General features: G+C 69.2%; 14 protein-coding genes. 10 read left to right on the top strand and 4 right to left on the bottom strand.

Features of this window, described 5'->3' with window-relative positions:
- Nucleotides 1-49: 49 nt before the first annotated feature.
- From H7F38_RS17410 to H7F38_RS17395, 4 genes are all read left to right on the top strand, one after another.
- The gene (locus tag H7F38_RS17410; protein WP_255498039.1) at nt 50-2,467 is read left to right on the top strand and encodes a Tex family protein; all 2,418 of its coding nucleotides are present in this window, start codon (nt 50-52) and stop codon (nt 2,465-2,467) included.
- A 131-nt stretch (nt 2,468-2,598) separates the two neighbouring features.
- Complete coding sequence (locus tag H7F38_RS17405; RefSeq protein ID WP_187091012.1) at nt 2,599-4,212, top strand: ABC-F family ATP-binding cassette domain-containing protein; 1,614 nt, start codon at nt 2,599-2,601, stop codon at nt 4,210-4,212.
- Between the two features lie 205 nt (nt 4,213-4,417).
- On the top strand, nt 4,418-4,648 hold the full coding sequence (locus H7F38_RS17400; RefSeq protein WP_187094789.1) for a helix-turn-helix domain-containing protein: 231 nt from the start codon (nt 4,418-4,420) through the stop codon (nt 4,646-4,648).
- Nucleotides 4,649-4,678: 30 nt separating this feature from the next.
- Nucleotides 4,679-5,503, top strand: a complete 825-nt coding sequence (locus tag H7F38_RS17395; protein ID WP_222618145.1) for an enoyl-CoA hydratase/isomerase family protein — start codon at nt 4,679-4,681, stop codon at nt 5,501-5,503.
- Between the two features lie 49 nt (nt 5,504-5,552).
- On the opposite strand, the gene H7F38_RS17390 is transcribed toward H7F38_RS17395, so the two are convergent.
- From H7F38_RS17390 to H7F38_RS17375, 4 genes are all read right to left on the bottom strand, one after another.
- The gene (locus H7F38_RS17390; RefSeq protein WP_187091011.1) at nt 5,553-6,110 is read right to left on the bottom strand and encodes a TetR/AcrR family transcriptional regulator; all 558 of its coding nucleotides are present in this window, start codon (nt 6,108-6,110) and stop codon (nt 5,553-5,555) included.
- Between the two features lie 11 nt (nt 6,111-6,121).
- Nucleotides 6,122-8,893, bottom strand: a complete 2,772-nt coding sequence (gene acnA, locus H7F38_RS17385) for an aconitate hydratase AcnA (RefSeq protein WP_187091010.1) — start codon at nt 8,891-8,893, stop codon at nt 6,122-6,124.
- A gap of 364 nt (nt 8,894-9,257) precedes the next feature.
- Nucleotides 9,258-10,832 carry a hypothetical protein gene (locus H7F38_RS17380; protein WP_187091009.1) on the bottom strand — a complete coding sequence of 525 codons (1,575 nt, stop codon included), beginning with the start codon at nt 10,830-10,832 and terminating at the stop codon, nt 9,258-9,260.
- A gap of 37 nt (nt 10,833-10,869) precedes the next feature.
- Entirely contained in the window at nt 10,870-11,487 is a 618-nt protein-coding gene (locus tag H7F38_RS17375) for a hypothetical protein (protein ID WP_187091008.1), read from the bottom strand.
- Nucleotides 11,488-11,771: 284 nt separating this feature from the next.
- Between H7F38_RS17375 and H7F38_RS17370 the strand changes: the two genes are divergently transcribed.
- The 6 genes from H7F38_RS17370 (at nt 11,772) to fabG (ending at nt 18,370) form a co-directional block, all read left to right on the top strand.
- Entirely contained in the window at nt 11,772-13,610 is a 1,839-nt protein-coding gene (locus H7F38_RS17370; protein ID WP_187091007.1) for an NlpC/P60 family protein, read from the top strand.
- Nucleotides 13,588-14,250 (top strand): molybdenum cofactor guanylyltransferase, encoded by a 663-nt coding sequence (locus H7F38_RS17365; RefSeq protein WP_187091006.1) that lies wholly within the window; start codon nt 13,588-13,590, stop codon nt 14,248-14,250. Before H7F38_RS17370 ends, H7F38_RS17365 begins: the two co-directional genes overlap by 23 nt.
- A gap of 267 nt (nt 14,251-14,517) precedes the next feature.
- The gene (locus tag H7F38_RS17360; protein WP_187094787.1) at nt 14,518-15,543 is read left to right on the top strand and encodes a MoxR family ATPase; all 1,026 of its coding nucleotides are present in this window, start codon (nt 14,518-14,520) and stop codon (nt 15,541-15,543) included.
- On the top strand, nt 15,543-16,556 hold the full coding sequence (locus H7F38_RS17355; RefSeq protein ID WP_187091005.1) for a DUF58 domain-containing protein: 1,014 nt from the start codon (nt 15,543-15,545) through the stop codon (nt 16,554-16,556). Before H7F38_RS17360 ends, H7F38_RS17355 begins: the two co-directional genes overlap by 1 nt.
- On the top strand, nt 16,553-17,506 hold the full coding sequence (locus H7F38_RS17350; protein WP_187091004.1) for a VWA domain-containing protein: 954 nt from the start codon (nt 16,553-16,555) through the stop codon (nt 17,504-17,506). Before H7F38_RS17355 ends, H7F38_RS17350 begins: the two co-directional genes overlap by 4 nt.
- A 177-nt stretch (nt 17,507-17,683) precedes the next feature.
- Nucleotides 17,684-18,370, top strand: a complete 687-nt coding sequence (fabG, locus tag H7F38_RS17345; protein WP_370531263.1) for a 3-oxoacyl-ACP reductase FabG — start codon at nt 17,684-17,686, stop codon at nt 18,368-18,370.
- Nucleotides 18,371-18,413: the final 43 nt, after the last annotated feature.

The raw sequence follows: 18,413 nt of genomic DNA, 5'->3' as shown, positions 1-18,413 counted from the left end.
CTGATCCGAACGTCGACAACGCAGCGTCGGTGCAAACGAAGGCAGGATCGTGTCCGCCCCAGAGGTCAGCAGCACACCGGAAGTTCCGACCACCCCGATCCCTTCGGTCAGCAGCCGTATCGCCGCCGAACTGAACGTCGCGCAGTGGCAGGTCGATGCGGCGATCGCCATGCTCGACGGCGGTGCCACCGTCCCGTTCATCGCCCGCTACCGCAAGGAGGCGACCGGCACGCTGGACGACGCCCAGTTGCGTGATCTGGAGGAGCGCCTCACCTATCTGCGGGAGCTGGACGACCGGCGCACCGCGATCATCGAGTCCATCCGCAGCCAGGGCAAGCTCACCGTCGCGCTCGAGACGAGCCTGGCCACGGCTGATGCCAAGGCCAGACTCGAGGACATCTACCTGCCGTACCGGACCAAGCGACGGACGAAGGCGCAGATCGCCCGCGAAGCCGGACTGGAGCCCCTGGCGCTGCTGCTGCTCGAGCACGTGGACCAGGCCCCCGAGCAGGCAGCCCGACCCTTCGTCGCGCCGGAGCGGGGCGTCGCGGACATTGCAGAGGCACTGGCGGGTGCCCGTTCGATCCTGGTCGAGAGGTTCGGCGAGGACGCCGATCTCGTCGGCGGCCTGCGTGAGCTGCTCTGGACCCGTGGTCGCCTGGTGTCGTCCGTGCAGAAGGGCAAGGAGGACGACGGCTCGAAGTTCTCCGACTACTTCGATTTTGCGGAGAAGCTCACCAGCATCCCCTCGCACCGGGTCCTCGCCATGTTCCGGGGTGAGAAGGACGAGATCCTGAACGTCTCGGTCAGCTGCGACTCGCAGGATCCCGACCCGCTGGACACGGCGCCGACCGACTACGAGCGGCGGATCGCGGCTCGCTTCGGTATCGCCGATCACGGTCGTCCGGGCGACCGGTGGCTCCGTGAGACGGTCCGGTGGGCTTGGCGGACGAGGCTGTCGGTGTCGTTGGGCATCGACGTCAGGATGCGGCTGCGCCACGCCGCCGAGCAGGCCGCGGCCGGGGTGTTCGCCTCGAACCTGCGCGACCTGTTGCTGGCTGCGCCGGCCGGCAGCCGGCCGACCCTTGGCCTCGATCCGGGTTTCCGGACGGGCGTGAAGGTGGCCGTGGTCGACGGCACCGGCAAGGTCGTCGCGATCGACACCATCTACCCCCACCAGCCGCACAACCGTTGGGACGCAGCGCTCGCCAGTCTCCACCAGCTCGTCGTCACCCATCACGTGGAGCTGGTGTCGATCGGCAACGGCACCGCCTCGCGGGAGACCGACAAGCTGGCCGGCGAGCTGATCGGCCGGGTACCGGGACTCACCAAGATCGTCGTGTCCGAGGCGGGCGCATCCGTCTATTCGGCCAGCGCCTACGCCTCGGCGGAACTGCCGGACCTCGACGTCTCGATCCGGGGTGCGGTGTCGATCGCGAGACGCCTGCAGGATCCGCTGGCGGAACTCGTGAAGATCGATCCGAAGTCGATCGGAGTCGGCCAGTACCAGCACGATCTGGCCGAGTCGATGCTGGCCAGGTCGCTCGATGCCGTGGTGGAGGACTGCGTGAACGCGGTCGGCGTCGACGTCAACACCGCATCGGTGCCGCTGCTGGCCAGGGTCTCCGGCATCACCACCACGCTGGCCGAGAACATCGTCAACCATCGAAACAGCAACGGCCCCTTCGCCTCTCGTGGCGCGTTGAAGAACGTCCCGCGGTTGGGCCCGAAGGCCTACGAGCAGTGCGCCGGCTTCCTGCGGATCGCCGCCGGAGCCGACCCCCTCGACCGTTCCAGCGTCCACCCGGAGGCCTATCCGGTCGTGCGTCGCATCCTCGGTTCGACGGGGACGGGGTTGGATGACCTGATCGGCAACACGACACTGCTGCGGAGCCTGGTTCCGGCGGAACTCGTCGACGACACCTTCGGCATCCCCACCGTGACGGACATCCTGGCCGAGCTGGAGAAGCCGGGTCGGGATCCGCGCCCGGCGTTCACCACGGCCACGTTCGCCGACGGGGTGGAGAAGATGTCCGACCTGCGGGTGGGCATGGTGCTGGAGGGGGTGGTCACGAACGTCGCGGCCTTCGGCGCCTTCGTCGACGTCGGCGTGCACCAGGACGGATTGGTCCACGTCTCCGCCATGTCGAACAAGTTCGTCAGCGACCCGCGCGAGGTGGTCAGGTCGGGCCAGGTCGTCAAGGTGAAGGTGATGGAGGTGGACCCGGCCCGTCAACGCATCTCCCTGACGCTGCGACTCGACGACGAACCGGGCGCGGCGCGGGTGCCGCGCGGCGGTGGCGGTGGCGGCGGCGGTCGTCCGGAGCAGCAGCGGGGTGCGCGGACGCAGGGCAACCGCGACGCCCGGCCACCCGCCCGGCGTCCGGAAGCGGCCCGGACCCAGGAACCCGCGCCCGCAGCCGGCTCACTGGCCGACGCACTCCGCAAGGCCGGCTTCGGCAGGTAGCCGCCCCTGCCGGGACGGTAGGGGCGGGTGGACCAGGGCGGGGCCGGCCGACCGTGCGAGGTGGGCAGACTCACCTGGTCCGACGCCGTGTTGGCGGGGGATCGGACATTACCCCGGTAGAATCGGAACACGTGATCACCGCAACCGGCCTTGAACTGCGGGCTGGGACCCGGATCCTGCTCGCCGACACCACCGTCCGCCTCCAGCACGGCGACCGGGTCGGTCTGGTCGGCCGGAACGGTGCAGGCAAGACCACCAGTCTCCGCGTGCTGGCCGGGGAGAGCGCTCCCTACGGCGGCAACATCTCGATCAGCGGCCCCGTCGGCTATCTCCCGCAGGATCCCCGCGAGGGCGACCTGGACATGACGGCCCGCGACCGGGTGCTGTCGGCGCGCGGCCTGGACGTGATGGTCGCCCAGCTGGAGAAGGTCCACATCCAGATGGCCGAGCTGACGGGCGGGGAGCGCGACGACGCCGTCGAGCGCTACGGCCGGATCGAGGAGCGCTTCTCCACCCTCGGTGGCTACGCCGCCGAATCGGAGGCGGCCAGGATCACCTCCAACCTCGGGCTGCCGGATCGCATCCTCGAACAGCCGATGCGGACCCTTTCCGGTGGCCAGCGCCGCCGGGTCGAGCTCGCGCGGATCCTCTTCGCTGCGGCGGACGCCGGTGACGGCACGATGCTGCTGCTGGACGAACCGACCAACCACCTCGACGCCGACTCGATCACCTGGCTGCGGGATTTCCTGAAGAGCTTCTCCGGTGGGTTGGTGATCATCTCGCACGACGTCGAGCTGCTCGCCGCCGTCGTGAACAAGGTCTGGTTCCTGGATGCGGTGCGCGGCGAACTGGACATCTACAACATGACCTGGAGCAGGTACCTGGAGGCGAGGTCGACCGACGAGCAGCGCCGCCGACGGGAACGCGCCAATGCCGAGAAGAAGGCTGCGGTCCTCATCACGCAGGCCGCGAAGCTGGGCGCCAAGGCCACCAAGGCCGCCGCCGCGCACCAGATGGTCCGCCGGGCCGAGGCCCTGATCGCCAACCTCGACGAGGTGCGTGTGTCCGACCGGGTCGCCAAGATCCGTTTCCCGGAGCCGGCCCCCTGCGGGAAGACGCCGCTGACGGCGAAGAACCTGTCCAAGTCCTACGGCTCCCTGGAGATCTTCACCGGCGTCGACCTTGCCATCGACCGCGGTAGCCGCGTCGTGGTGCTCGGTTTCAACGGCGCCGGCAAGACGACACTGCTCAAGCTGCTCGGCGGCCGCGAGAAGCCCGATACGGGTGCGGTGGAGCCGGGCCACGGTCTGAAGCTGGGCTACTACGCCCAGGAGCACGAGACCCTGGATCCGGACCGGACCGTCTGGGAGAACATCCGCAGCGCCGCTCCAGACGCCGGCGCGCAGGAACTGCGCAACCTGCTCGGCACGTTCCTGTTCACCGGTGAACAGCTCGAGCAGCGGGCCGGCACCCTGTCCGGCGGCGAGAAGACGCGGCTGGCACTGGCCGGGTTGGTCTCTTCCGCGGCGAACGTACTGCTGCTGGACGAACCGACCAACAACCTCGACCCGGCCAGCCGCGAGCAGGTCCTGGACGCCCTCCGGCGGTACGCCGGTGCCGTCGTCCTGGTCACCCACGACCCCGGTGCCGTCGCCGCGCTGCACCCCGAGCGGGTGATCCTGCTGCCGGACGGCAGCGAAGACCACTGGTCGGCCGACTACCTGGACCTGGTCGAGCTCGCCTGACGGGGCGCGCCCTACGGTGGTCCGGCTCTGCAATGGTGGTCGGATGTACCGCCAGCGGTGGCGGGCCCGGTGGTTCTGTTCGATCATGGGTCATCACCCCTTGCGACGCCGCGGGTCGGGATCCGGTTGCGCGGCGTACCCGCCCGGGGCCGACCCGAGCAGACAAGAAGGTGCGGACGTGATCGCAGAGTCGCCGTCAACTCCGATGAAGCACGAACCCAGCAGGGCCACCGCCATACGCAAGGGCGCCAGGATCACCGGCTCCGCTCGCGACAAGCTGACGGCGGATCTGCGGAAGAAGTACGAGAAGGGACTGAGCATCCGGGCGCTGGCCGACGGTACCGGCAGGTCCTACGGCTTCGTCCATCGGTTGCTCGTCGATGCCGATGTCCCGCTGCGTGGCCGCGGCGGTGCGACCCGGCTCAAGAAGAAGTGAACCGCGTCCACCGGTGGTACGAATGACCGCGTGACCACCTCGACGCACACCACGGCACCCGGCCCCTCGTTCGACGAAGCAGTACTCGCCCGCGGGCGGCTGCTGGCCGACTACTCGGAGCCGGTGCTGACCATCACCCTCAATCGTCCCGACATCCGCAATGCGCAACTCCCGGAGACCTGGGAAGCGTTGGCGCACATCGGTTCGCGGCTGCCGGCCGCGACCAGGGTGGTGGTCCTGCGAGGTGCGGGTGAATCCTTCTCGGCCGGTCTGGACCGCAGCATGTTCGCGCTGGACGGCAACTCGGTCCTGACGCAGATCGCCTCCGCCCCGGACGCGGTCGCCCACAACATGATCGCGGGCTTCCAGCGCGGATTCACCTGGCTCTCCGACCCGTCCTTCATCTCGATCGCCGCGGTCGCCGGACACGCGGTGGGGGCCGGGTTCCAGCTCGCGTTGGCCTGCGATCTGGTCATCGCGGCCGACGACGCGCAGTTCTGCATGGCCGAGGTCGGGCTGGGTCTGGTTCCCGACCTCGGTGGCACCGGCCCGTTGGTCAGGGCGGTCGGCTACCAGCGCGCCCTCGAGATCTGCGTCACCGGTCGCCGGATCGATGCCTACGAGGCGGTACGCACCGGTCTTGCTCTCCTGCGCGTGGCGAACGACGACCTGGACGTCGCCCTGTCGGACCTGGTGGACGCCATCCTGGAGGCACCGGTCGAAGCGGCCAGGGCTGTCACGAGGTTGATCGGATCCGCCGTCGTCCTGAGCCCCGGGGAGCAACTCCTGGCCGAACAGAGCGAGCAGCTGAACCGGCTCCGCGAGCTGGCATCTACCGGACGTCCTGCACAGTGATGGCTATTGCCAGCGTTGTGCAGGACGTCAGCAGAGGCGGGGCGAGGGGTCAGCGCCGGACGGACATCTCCACCACGTCCAGCACCGGGGACATGGCGTCGCCGGGCAGGTCCTCCGCGAGGTGCGTCACCAGACCCTCGAGGACGAGTTCCAGGTAGCAGGCCAGGACCTCGACCTCGACGTCGGTCCGGAGGATCCCGGCTTCCCGCTGCCTGTTGAGGCGGGCCCGCGTCGCCACCCTGACCTGCGCGGACTGCGCGGCCCACGCCTCCCGGAAGCGGGTGTCGGTCCGCGATCGCCGGGAGATCTCCAACTGGGTGCCGAGCCAGCCGGTGTCGGGCGCGCCGATCATGTCCCGCATCACCTGCACCAGACCCTCGCGGGCGACGGTGGCCGCCATCGCGGCGGCGTCCTGACCGGCCAGGGCCATGAACACGGCATCCTTGTCGGCGAAGTGGTGGAAGATCGCGCCCCGGCTCAGCCCGATCTCCTCCTCGAGCACCCGCACGGTCGCGCCCTCGTACCCGTGCCGCGCGAAGGCGGCACGGGCGCCGTCGAGGATCTGCTGGCGACGGGCCTCCAGGTGATCCGGGCTGACCCGGGGCATCTGCCGCCGACCTACTTGGAGTCGGCCAGCAGGTTCCGCAGCACGTACTGCATGATCCCGCCGTTGCGGTAGTAGTCGGCCTCACCGGGGGTGTCGATGCGGACCTTGGCGTCGAACTCGGTCACCTTTCCGTCCGTGCCGGTCGCGGTGACCTTGACTGTCTTCGGCGTCGCGCCGTCGTTCAGTGCGGTGATGCCGGAGATCGCGAACGTCTCCGTCCCGGACAGACCGAGCGTCTCTGCGGTGTCCCCGGCCGGAAACTGCAGGGGGATGACGCCCATCCCGATCAGGTTCGAGCGATGGATGCGTTCGTAGGACACCGCGATGACGGCCTTGACACCCAGCAGGGCGGTGCCCTTGGCCGCCCAGTCGCGGGAGGACCCGGACCCGTATTCGGCGCCGGCGAGGATCACCAGCGGGATTCCGGCGGCCTGGTAGGCGGCCGACGCGTCGTAGATGAACGACTGCTCGCCGCCGGCCAGGAAGTTCCGGGTGTAGCCACCCTCGACGTCCGTCAGGAGCTGGTTGCGCAGGCGGATGTTGGCGAAGGTGCCGCGGATCATCACCTCGTGGTTGCCGCGGCGCGAGCCGTAGGAGTTGAAGTCCGGACGGGCGACGCCGTGCTCCGTCAGGTACTGGGCGGCCGGGGTACCCGCCTTGATGTTGCCGGCCGGCGAGATGTGGTCGGTGGTCACCGAATCACCGAGCTTGGCGAGCACCCGCGCGCCGGAGATGTCGACGACCGGGGACGGCTCCGGTGACATGCCCTCGAAGTAGGTGGGCTTGCGGACGTAGGTGGAGTCCGGGTCCCACTCGAAGGTCTTGCCGGTGGGGGTCTGCAGGCCCTTCCATCGCTCGTCACCGGCGAACACGTCGGCGTAGTCGCGGGTGAACATCTCCTGGTTGATCGCCATCGCGATGGTCTCCTCGACCTCCTGCGGAGACGGCCAGATGTCCTTCAAGAAGACGTCGTGCCCGTTCTGATCCGTACCCAGGGAATCCCGGGTGATGTCGATGTCCATCGAGCCGGCGATCGCATAGGCCACCACCAGCGGCGGGGAGGCCAGGTAGTTCATCTTGATGTCCGGGTTGATCCGGCCCTCGAAGTTGCGGTTGCCCGACAGCACCGAGACGACCGCGAGGTCGGCTTGGTTGATGGCGGCGGAGATCTCGTCCTGCAGCGGGCCGGAGTTGCCGATGCACGTCATGCAGCCGAAACCGGTCAGGTTGAAGCCGAGCTTCTCCATGTAGGGGAGCAGGCCGGCGCGGTCGTAGTAGTCCATGACGACCTTGGAACCGGGGGAGAGCGTGGTCTTGACCCACGGCTTGCGCTCCAGGCCCTTCTCCACGGCTTTCTTGGCCAGCAGCGCAGCGCCGATCATCACCTGCGGGTTCGAGGTGTTGGTGCAGGAGGTGATGGCCGCGACCGCGACGTGGCCGTGGTCCAGTTCGAACTCCTGGCCGTCCATCGTCACCCTGGTGGGCTTGGACGCTCGCTTCGGGGCGGTGTGCGACGGGGAGTCCGACGCCGGGAACGAGTCCTTGCCGTCCTCGACCCCGTTGTCGGCGTCGTCATGAGAGACGTAGGCCTGCAACGCTTTCCGGAACATCGGGACCGACTCGGAGAGGATGACGCGGTCCTGGGGACGCTTCGGACCGGCGATCGAGGGGACGATCGAACCGAGGTCGAGCGACAGGTACTCGGAGAACACCGGCTCGGCCGCGGCGTCGTGCCACAGCCCCTGGGCCTTCGCGTAGGCCTCGACCAGGGCCAGCTGCTCCTCGGGACGGCCGGTCAGCCGCATGTACCTGATCGTCTCGTCGTCGATCGGGAACATGGCGGCGGTCGAGCCGAACTCCGGGCTCATGTTGCCGATGGTGGCGCGGTTGGCCAGCGGGACGGCGGCGACGCCCTCTCCGTAGAACTCGACGAACTTGCCGACCACGCCGTGCTTGCGGAGCATCTCGGTGATGGTCAGGACCAGGTCGGTGGCCGTGGTGCCGTCCGGCAGGGTGCCGGTCAGCTTGAAGCCGACGACGCGGGGGATGAGCATGGACACGGGCTGCCCGAGCATGGCCGCCTCGGCCTCGATGCCGCCGACACCCCAGCCGAGCACGCCCAGACCGTTGACCATGGTGGTGTGGGAGTCGGTGCCGACCAGGGTGTCGGGGTAGGCGATCCCGCCCCGCACCATGACGACCCGGGCCAGGTGCTCGATGTTGACCTGGTGGACGATGCCGGTCCCCGGCGGCACGACCTTGAACTCGTCGAACGCGGTCTGGCCCCAGCGCAGGAACTGGTAGCGCTCCTTGTTGCGCTCGTACTCCAGCTCCACGTTCCGCTCGAAGGCGTCCGCGCGACCGAACACGTCGGCGATGACGGAATGGTCGATCACCATCTCGGCCGGCGCCAGTGGGTTGATCTTGTCCGGGTCGCCGCCGAGGTCGGCCATCGCCTCGCGCATGGTGGCCAGGTCCACGATGCAGGGCACACCGGTGAAGTCCTGCATGATCACCCGGGCCGGGGTGAACTGGATCTCGGTGTCGGGTTCGGAGCTCGGATCCCAGTTGGCCAGCGCGCGGATGTGGTCGGCGGTGATGTTCGCGCCGTCCTCGGTGCGCACCAGGTTCTCCAGCAGCACCTTGAGCGAGTAGGGGAGCTTGGCGGCGTTCTCGAGACCGTCCACGTCCTTGATCCGGTAGATCTCGTAGCTGCGTTCGGCAGCGCCGGAGGTGACGGTCAAGGTCTGCTTGGCAGCGAAGCTGTCCTGGCTGGAAGACACGCGGTTGCTCCTTCTTCGGTGGCGTCGCCCTGCCCGCTGCGCAGAGTGCGTCCGCGGCGGCGGTAGCCGTGCGGGAAGCGGGGTGGACGAGGGTCGGCGATGCTGGATCAGCGGCGCAGAAGCCACCCTACGAAGCACTCCGGAGAACTCTGTGCCTGGGCGTCTTCGACCGCGTGATTCAAACAGTACGCTTGTCCTGCTAGAGCGGCAAACCTACTTCGTGGCGGCTGCTCCCGGCGCTGGAGCGAGGGGGTCCGGCGTGCAGGTACGACCATCGCAAGCCGTGGAACGACGAAGGGCCCGGACGGAGCGCGATGCTCCGTCCGGGCCCTTCGCGAATGCACTGGGACCTGGTGGTGCGGCCCTACTTCTTGGCGAGCGAGAGGAAGTAGTCGATATCGCTGGGCTGCAGGCCCTTCATCAGGGTGACGAACAGCTCCGCGTAGGAGCGGACCGGGCTCGCGTACCACTGGCTGCCGTCCTGCGTCATCACGACGCCGACACCCATCAGCTGCTGGAACTCGTTGCCGATGATGGTGATCACCTGGGGCGTCAGCACCGCACTGGAGGAGCCGCCCATCGCAGTGGCGATGAACTTGCCGATGGTGTCCTTGCTCAGGACGATCGGGGGCTGCCCGGACACTGCCACCGACAGCGAGCCGGCGGCCACATCACGGGTGACGGCGATGGACTGCGACCCGGTGGTGATGGTCAACGTCTTGAGCGAGACCAGCTTGCCACCGGCGACGTCCGAGACGTTCCAGGTGGCGCCGGAGAACTTGACCGACCCCAGAGCGGCGGTTCCGGATTTCGGGATCCTGCTCGTGATGAGCTTGCCGTAGTCGTGCATGACGCCCATCTCCTGTGGCGGCAGCAGCGCGATGAGCTTGTCGTAGTCACCACCGGTGGCCGCGGCGAGCAGCTGGTTCATCGCATCCTCCGGGCTGGTCCCGCCGGCCGGGGCGATGAAGTCTGCGGCCGTCGGGTTGCCGACCTTGGACTGCTGGGCCCAGTAGTCCGCCGCCGTGTAGAACAGGCTCGGGTACCACTTGCCGTTGCGGTCGACCGTGGCGATGCGAATCGGATGACCGAGCTTCTTGACCTCGTCGGCGATCTGGTAGGTCTGGGTCTTGGCCGGCCGGGCCAGGGCGGTCCCGGCGACGGCTTTGATCTTGTCGGTGACCGGCAGCTTGGCCGGGTCGGTGGTCACCGTGACGGTGCCGCCGGTCAGCTTCACGACCGTGATGTGGTCGTTGATCTGATCGGGCGCACTGCCGTAGGTCAGTCCGGTCACGGTGATGGTCGACCCGGTGATCGACGTGGCGGTGGCACTGGGCTGCAGGATGTCCAGCCTCTTGAGCTGCGTGAGGAACTCGCCGTTGAGATCGGCGAACAACGAAGCCTCGGCCGGGTCGAGCTGGTCGGCGACACCGATCGGATCCTTCTGGCTCAGCGACAACAGCATCGCGTTGGCCGCCTCCTGCGGGCTGGCCTGTCCACCGGCGGACTGCGTGTCCGCGTGCGCGAAGTAGTAGAAGCCACCGCCGGCCACCAATGCGAGCACGACCGCGGCGACCGTGATGATCATGGCGGTGCGGCTCTTCCGGCCGCTGCCGGATCCGGCCGGGGGCGTGGCCGGTGACGGCGGGGCGTACCCGTGCTGCGGGTCGACCGCACCCTGCGGCGAATAGGCCGGCTGCCCGTAGACCGGCTGCCCGTAGGTCGGTGGCTGCTGGCCGTAGTTCGGCTGCGCGTAGGTCGGTGGCTGCTGGCCGTACGCCGGCTGCCCGTACGGCGCCGGCTGCCCGTACGACGGCGGTTGCGCCTGGCCGGGCTGCGGCTGCGGCCCACCCGGCTGCCCGCCAGGCGTCTGCCCGTACGGATTCTGCTCGCCGGGCGTCTGCCCGTACGGATTCTGCGGTCCGTAGTTCTCGCTCATCGTGGACTTGGTCCCCTTTCACTGCGATTCTCGAACTTCACTGCGATCCGTCAGGCAGTTGTCGAGCCCTCTGACGGGAAAGGCCGGCAAACGGTTTCGTCGGTCCTGCGGCGGCATCATCGACCGCCACCACCACCATCACCGGCGCGCGGGCCGGGCCTATCGCCCGGACACCTGCCAGCAGGATCACCGCACCGCCGAGGAGCGCGATGACGGCGCCGACCACGGTGATCGTCGGTCCCGCAGGGGCCAGCTGGACACCCGCTGCCACGTGACCGCCGGCCACCGCCAGCACCGCACCGCCGACGATTCCGATCAGCAGGCCGAAGGCGATCGCGATCCACGCCGAGGTCCGCCACCAGCGGAGCATCCCGGTGATCAGTGGGAGCATCGCGATCGGCCCGATCAACGGCCACCAGGACAGGGCGGTCGATCCGAATCCGTCACCCGCCAGCGACAGCCGATCGACGACTCCGGCGATGGCGTAGCTGTCCCGGTCCACTCCGCCGGAGGTCAGCCACGGAGCGAAGGTCCCGCACACCACCACGACCGGGCCGGTGAAGACCAGGACGGCTCCCGCCGCACGCACCCGCCCTGACGAACGTCCGGTGGGGGCACCGGCGTGGCGAACGCCGGCCGAGTCTGCGAGATGCACCCCCACAGTGTGACCGATGGGCGTCGGTCGGTGGAGCAGAACGAGAACCTTGCTGCTGATCACGCTGCGTCACAACTAGGTCGTCCCGGACCCAGACGGATGAACTATGTCCAGCATGTCCGTTTTGGGACGATTGGGTTTGCAGTGACTACTGGCGTATCGGGGGGACAAAGTGGCATGGTGCTACGTGGCGTGTCGTATTGACAGAAGATACGCATGAGGTTTGCAGGCTTTGCAAGGATCCGTCTATCCAACCGCGGGGTCTCCGCGGGGGAGGAGTTGTCGTGGCGCTGGCCGGCCGCACCCGATCGGTCATCTCGACCGGCATCTGTGCTGTGCTCTCGTTGAGCCTGTTCGTCGGAGTCGGCCTGCAGGCGGGCGCCATCCCGCCGCCCCCGCCGAATCCGTCCGACCGGCAGATCCAGGACTCGCAGTCGACGGCGACGTCGTCCGCGGCCGAGGTGGGCCGCCTCTCCGGACTCGTCAGTGCGACCCAGGGCCAGATCAGCCAGCTCAACAACGATCTGGAGCTCAAGGGGGAACTGGTCCTCAAGTCGCGCATCGATCTGCAACTTGCGCAGGCCGACGCGGCCGCTGCGGCAGGGCAGGCGCGCACCGCGGCCACCACCGCCGGCGCGGCCGGTGGGGCGATCACCGATGCCCAGACCAAGGCGGCCCGATTCGCCGCCGCATCGTTCCGTCAGGGATCGGTGCTCGGATCCGTCACGGCCCTGATGGACTCCTCGAGCGCCGGCGATCTCCTCGTCCGGCAGCAACTGCTCACCGAGATCTCCAAGTCCCAGCTGGATGTCATCGCCAAGCTGCAGACGTCGCTGAGCAACAAGGCGAACCTGGACTCCGATGCCCGGGTGGCGCGCGACAATGCCGACGCCAAGCAGGCCGCCGCGGTGCAGGCCGAGAAGACTGCCGAAACCGCCAAGCAGACGGCCGATGACGCGTTCACGGCCGGCAAGGCCCGGTTGGTCCAGCTGAATGCCCAGCTGAGCAGCCAGGAGGACGCCTACCAGCTCGCCCTGAGCAAGGTCGCCGACCTGCAGAACCAGCGTGCGCAGTACAACCAGTGGCTCGCGGCCAAGAAGGCCGAGGAGGAACGTCTGCGCCTGGCGGCGATCGCACGGGCGAAGGCAGCGGCGGCCGCGAAGTTGGCGGCCGAGAAGGCGGCCGCGGCCAAGGCTGCGGCAGAGGCGGCAGCCGAAGCCAGAGCCGTGGCGGCGGAGCGAGCCCGACTGCAGGCCGCTGCTGCGGCGGCCGCGAAGGCCGCTGCGGCCAGGGCGGCAGCCCAACAGGCCGCCGCCGACGCGGCAGCGCGACTGGCCAAGCAGCGAAGTGACGACGAGCAGGCACAGCTCAGAGCCGCAACCGCGGCACGGTCCGCGCGGGCCGCAGCCGATGCTGCTGCGGCTGCGAGCGCGGCCAGGAACAGGGTTCCGGTCAACGCGGGCGTGTACTACGCCACCTGCGCGGACGCCGTCGCGGCAGGCGTCGCGCCGATCAAGAGGGGCTCACCCGGGTACCGGCTCGCGCTCGACACGAACCGGAACGGGCTCGCCTGCGAGATCTTGAACAACCCGTCGCCACCGGTGGACAATTCCGGAGGGGGATCCAGTTCCGGATCCAGCTCCGGTTCCGGTACCTCCACCACCCCGCAGCCGGCCTCGGGTGGATGGTCGGCGGCCGCCGGACAGGCTGCAGTGGCGGCCGCCGAGCAGTGGGTCGGAACCCCCTATTCCTGGGGCGGCGGCACCAGCAGTGGCCCGACGCTGGGCATCTGCGCCTCGAACGGTGCCGAGAACGACTGCAACATCACGGGTTTCGACTGCTCGGGTCTCACCCTGTACGCGTGGGCCCAGCAGGGCGTGTCGTTGCCGCACTACACCGTCTACCAGTACGCCCTCGGCCAGCACATCGCCACGTCCGACCTGTTGCCCGGTGATTTGCTGTTCTACGCGAACGACACCAACGATCCCAGCACCATCCATCACGTGACCATGTACGCCGGAGGCGGTCAGATGGTGCAGGCCCCCTACTCGGGTGCCTACGTCGAGATCAGTCCCGTCGACTTCGGCAACGGCTACATCGGTGCGACCCGTCCCGGCACCTGACGGACCGGCGTTCGCGGTCATCCTGGCCGGCGGCTCCGGCCGTCGGCTGGGCCTGGTCGACAAGCCCGGGCTCCTGCTGCACGGACGCCGGTTGGTGGACATCGCGCTGGCCGCCGTCGCGCCGGCACTGACGGTGGTCGTCGGGCCCGACCGTGAACTTCCGCCGGGCACTCTGCAGGCGCTCGAGAATCCACCGGGCGGCGGCCCGGCGGCCGCTCTGGTGGCCGGTCTCCGCGCGCTGGCCGAACATCGTGCGCCGGCCGACCGCGAGGACGTCAGCGGTCCGGGCACCCGGGACCTGGTGGTGGCACTGGCCTCGGATCTACCGGGCATCGACCGTGCAGCGGTCAGGGCCCTCGCAGACGCGGTCGTCCGCGAAGGGCTCGACGGCGCCGTCCTGTGCGATCCCGACGGGCGCCGTCAGTACCTGGCCGGGGTCTGGCGATGGTCGGCGCTGCTGGGCTCGGTGGCCCTCCGCCCGTCCTGGCACGATGCCCGCCTCTCGGATCTGCTGGCTCCGCTGATCGGCGCAACGGTGCCGGTGGACGTGGGTGTCGGCGCAGACGTGGACCGTCCGGAAGATCTGATCCGCTGGAAGCTCACCGCGCCTGAATCCCGGCCCGCCGAGGACGGGTCATGATTGAGTGGTGACATGGGTATGCCGAGTGGGGCAAGACGTGAGGAGCAGCCGGTGACGGCGCAGGCAGCAGGCGATTCGGAATTCGACCCGACGAGGTTGGAGTCGGACCGGCAGGGGAGCCCGCAGCAGGCCCCGACCCAGCCGCCGACTCCCACCCAGGCCGGCCAGGCCCCCCAGTCCGTTCCGTTCGGTCCGCCGCCGCGGCCGTTCGCCCAGTCGCAGCCGCCGTTCACGTCCGGCCAGCCGCAGCCGCCGTTCGCCCAGCCGCTGCCTCAGCCGCAGTCGCAGTTCGCGGACCGGCAGCCACCGTCGCGCGACGCGGTGCTGCTCGAGCGCACGGTGTTCGAGGTCAAGAAGGTCATCGTCGGGCAGGATCGTCTCGTCGAACGGATGCTCGTCGGCCTGCTGGCCAAGGGCCACATCCTGATCGAGGGCGTGCCAGGGGTGGCCAAGACGCTGGCGGTCGAGACCTTCGCCAGAGTGGTCGGTGGGACCTTCTCCCGTATCCAGTTCACCCCTGACCTGGTGCCCTCGGATCTGCTCGGCACCCGGATCTACCGGGCCGGTCGGGAGGAGTTCGACACCGAACTGGGCCCGGTGGTGGCGAACTTCGTCCTGACCGACGAGATCAACCGGGCGCCGGCCAAGGTCCAGTCAGCACTGCTCGAGGTGATGGCAGAGCGCCACGTCTCGATCGGCGGGAAGACGTACCCGATGCCGGACCCGTTCCTGGTGATGGCCACCCAGAACCCGATCGAGAACGAGGGCGTCTACCCCCTGCCGGAAGCCCAACGCGACAGGTTCCTGTTCAAGCTGCTGGTGGGGTATCCGGAACCTGACGAGGAGCGCGAGATCGTCTACCGGATGGGTGTCACCCCGCCGGTGGCCCAGCAGGTGCTGCCGATCGCGGAACTGGCCAGGCTGCAGCAGGTCGCGGCCAATGTGTTCGTGCATCACGCCCTGGTCGACTACGTGGTGCGTCTGGTCTACGCCACCAGGACTCCCGCCGAGCACGGGCTCACCGACGTGGCGTCCTGGCTTTCGTACGGGGCGTCCCCCCGCGCCTCGCTCGGCATCGTCGCTGCCGCCCGTGCCCTTGCGCTCGTGCGCGGCCGCGACTTCGTGGTCCCCCAGGACGTCGTCGACGTGGCACCCGACGTGCTGCGGCACCGGCTGGTGCTGTCCTACGACGCCCTGGCCGACGGCATCCCGGTGGACACCATCCTGACGAAAATTCTCCAGGTGATCCCGCTGCCCCAGGTCAGCCCCTACACGCACACCGGCGTCGCCTGATGCCGGCGGGAGCCGACCGCAGATCTGGCGCACCCCCCTCGACGGCGGACCCGGCCAGGCTGGACGCTGCGCTGACCTCCCTGGAACTCACCGTGCGGCGCCGGCTCGACGGACTGCTGCAGGGCAACCACCTCGGCCTGGTCCCGGGTCCGGGAACCGAGCCCGGCGACGCGAGGCCCTACTACGCCGGCGACGACGTCCGGCGGATGGACTGGTCCGTCACGGCCCGGACGACCGAGGCGCACATCCGGCAGACGGTCGCCGACCGCGAGCTGGAGACCTGGCTGGTCGCCGACCTCTCGGCCTCGCTGGACTTCGGCACCGCCGGTTGCGAGAAGCGGGACCTGGTGGTGGCCGCGGCCGCCGCGGTCGGCCACCTGACCGGCGGCGGCGGTAACCGGCTGGGCGCCGTTGTCTCCTCCGGCAGCGGGACGTCGAGGTATCCGGCACGTGGCGGACGGGCCAGCCTGCAGCACCTGCTGCGGGCGCTGGCCTCCACCCCCCGATCGACCGTCGGCCGGCGCGGTGACCTGGCGGCCGCGCTCGAACAGCTCCGCCGACCCCCACGACGCCGCGGGTTGGCCGTGGTGATCTCCGATTTCCTCGGCGACATCGATTGGGAACGATCCCTGCGTGCCCTGTCCGGTCGTCACGACCTGCTGGCCATCGAGGTGCTGGATCCCCGCGACCTGGAACTTCCGGCGGTCGGCCTTGTCACCCTGGTCGACCCGGAGACCGGCCGGACAAAGGAGGTCTCGACCACGCCCAGACTTCGGGCCGACTTCGCACAGGCGTCGGCCGATCATCGCCGGGCCGTCGCCACCGTGCTGCGCCGCTGTGGCGCCGCCCAGCTGACGCTCCGGACCGACGGCGACTGGATCGCCGACGTGCTCCGCTTCGTCCTGAGCCGCAAACGGGGCTGGGCCGGCGGACCGTCGACCGCGAACGGTTCGGCCGTCGTCCAGACCGCCCAGCTCGCCCGGCCCCCGCTCCTGTCGGGGGGCGCGCGGTGACCTTCGCCCATCCGGTCTGGTTCGCCGCGGGAGTCGCGGTGCTCGCTCTGCTCGTCGGATACGTCCTGGCGCAGCGCCGGGCCCGCCGGCACACACTGCGGTTCGCGAATCTGGAGCTCCTGGAAAAGGTCGCCCCCAAGCGGCCCGGGCGCACCCGGCACCTGCCCACCGGGGTGATCCTGGTCGCCCTGTTGCTCCTGACGGTCGCGCTCGCCGGGCCCACCGCCGATGCCAAGGTCCCGCGCAACCGGGCCACCGTGATGCTGGCCATCGACGTGTCGCTCTCGATGGAGTCCACCGACGTCTCGCCCGACCGACTCGACGCCGCGAAGGAGGCCGCAACCACCTTCGTCAAGGAGCTGACGCCCGGGGTGAACCTCGGGTTGGTCTCCTTCGCCGGCATCTCCACGGTGCTGGTCTCGCCGACCACAGAGCGGACCTCGGTGATCGCAGCGATCGCCGCCCTCAAGCTGGACGAGCGGACCGCCACGGGGGACGCGATCATCTCCTGTCTGCAGACGATCGACGTCTTCTCCAAGACCATCAGCGGGGCCGACGGGCCGGCTCCCGCCCGGATCGTGATGATGACCGACGGCAAGCAGACCGTGGGCCGCAGCGTCAACGACGCGGCCACTCAGGCGGCGACGGCCAAGATTCCGATCTCGATGATCGCCTTCGGTACCGATCACGGCACCATCAACTTCCAGGGTTCGGTCATCCCGGTGCCGCTGGACACGTCGTCGATGCAGGACATCGCGCGCATCTCCGGCGGCGATTACCACACTGCCGCAACAGGTTCCGAGCTCAAATCGGTCTACTCCCAGCTCGGGGAACAGATCGGGTACGAGCTCAAGCAACAGGACGTGTCAAGGCCCTGGCTGATCGCGGGCACCATCCTGGTGATCCTCGGGGCGGCGGGCGCGCTCGTCATCGGTGGCCGCATTCCCTGATCGCCCCGCTCGTCGGCGGCGGTGTGCGGCCGCTTCGCCCGATAGGGTCAGCTGGCGCGGCGCAGTGCTGCGCCGCGGCGTGCGTCGATGGTCGGCGGGTTTCTTCCTGGAGGTAGTGCAGTGACATCGGCTGACCCGGTTGGCGAAGCACCGGAGTTCGTTTCGCGATCAGTACTGGTGACCGGCGGGAACCGGGGGATAGGACTGGCCATCGCCCGGAACCTGGCTGCGGCCGGCCACCGGGTGACGGTCACCGTGCGCAGCGGCGAAGCCCCCGCCGGTCTGGGGTCGGTGGTCTGCGACGTCACCGACGGCGCCGCCGTGGACGCGGCGTTCGCACAGGTGGAAGCGACCCAGGGACCGGTCGAGATCCTGGTGTCCAACGCCGGGATCACCGACGACACGTTGCTCCTGCGGATGAGCGAGGATTCCTTCACCAGGGTGGTCGATGCGAATCTCACCGGTGCCTACCGGATGGCGAAGCGGGCCGCCTCCGGCATGCTCAGGAAGCGCTGGGGCCGGATGATCTTCATCTCCTCGGTGGCAGGCCTGTCCGGAGGCGTCGGCCAGGTCAACTACTCGGCCTCCAAGGCGGGCCTCGTCGGACTGGCGCGTTCGGTCGCCCGGGAGCTCGGCTCCCGGAACATCACCGCGAACGTGGTCGCGCCGGGATTCGTCGACACCGACATGACCAGGGAACTGCCCGAGGCGCGCAGGACCGAGATCCTCGCCCAGGTGCCCCTGCGCCGATACGGTACTGCAGACGAGATCGCAGGCCTGGTAACCTTTCTCGCATCCGAGCAAGCTGCTTACGTGACCGGGGCCGTGATCCCGGTGGACGGCGGTCTCGGAATGGGGCACTGACTCCAGGTTCGCTCCAACTCTCCCGACCCACCAGACAGATACG

Source organism: Nakamurella sp. PAMC28650, assembly GCF_014303395.1.
Lineage (GTDB): Bacteria > Actinomycetota > Actinomycetes > Mycobacteriales > Nakamurellaceae > Nakamurella.
This window is presented reverse-complemented; position numbering and strand designations above follow the sequence as displayed.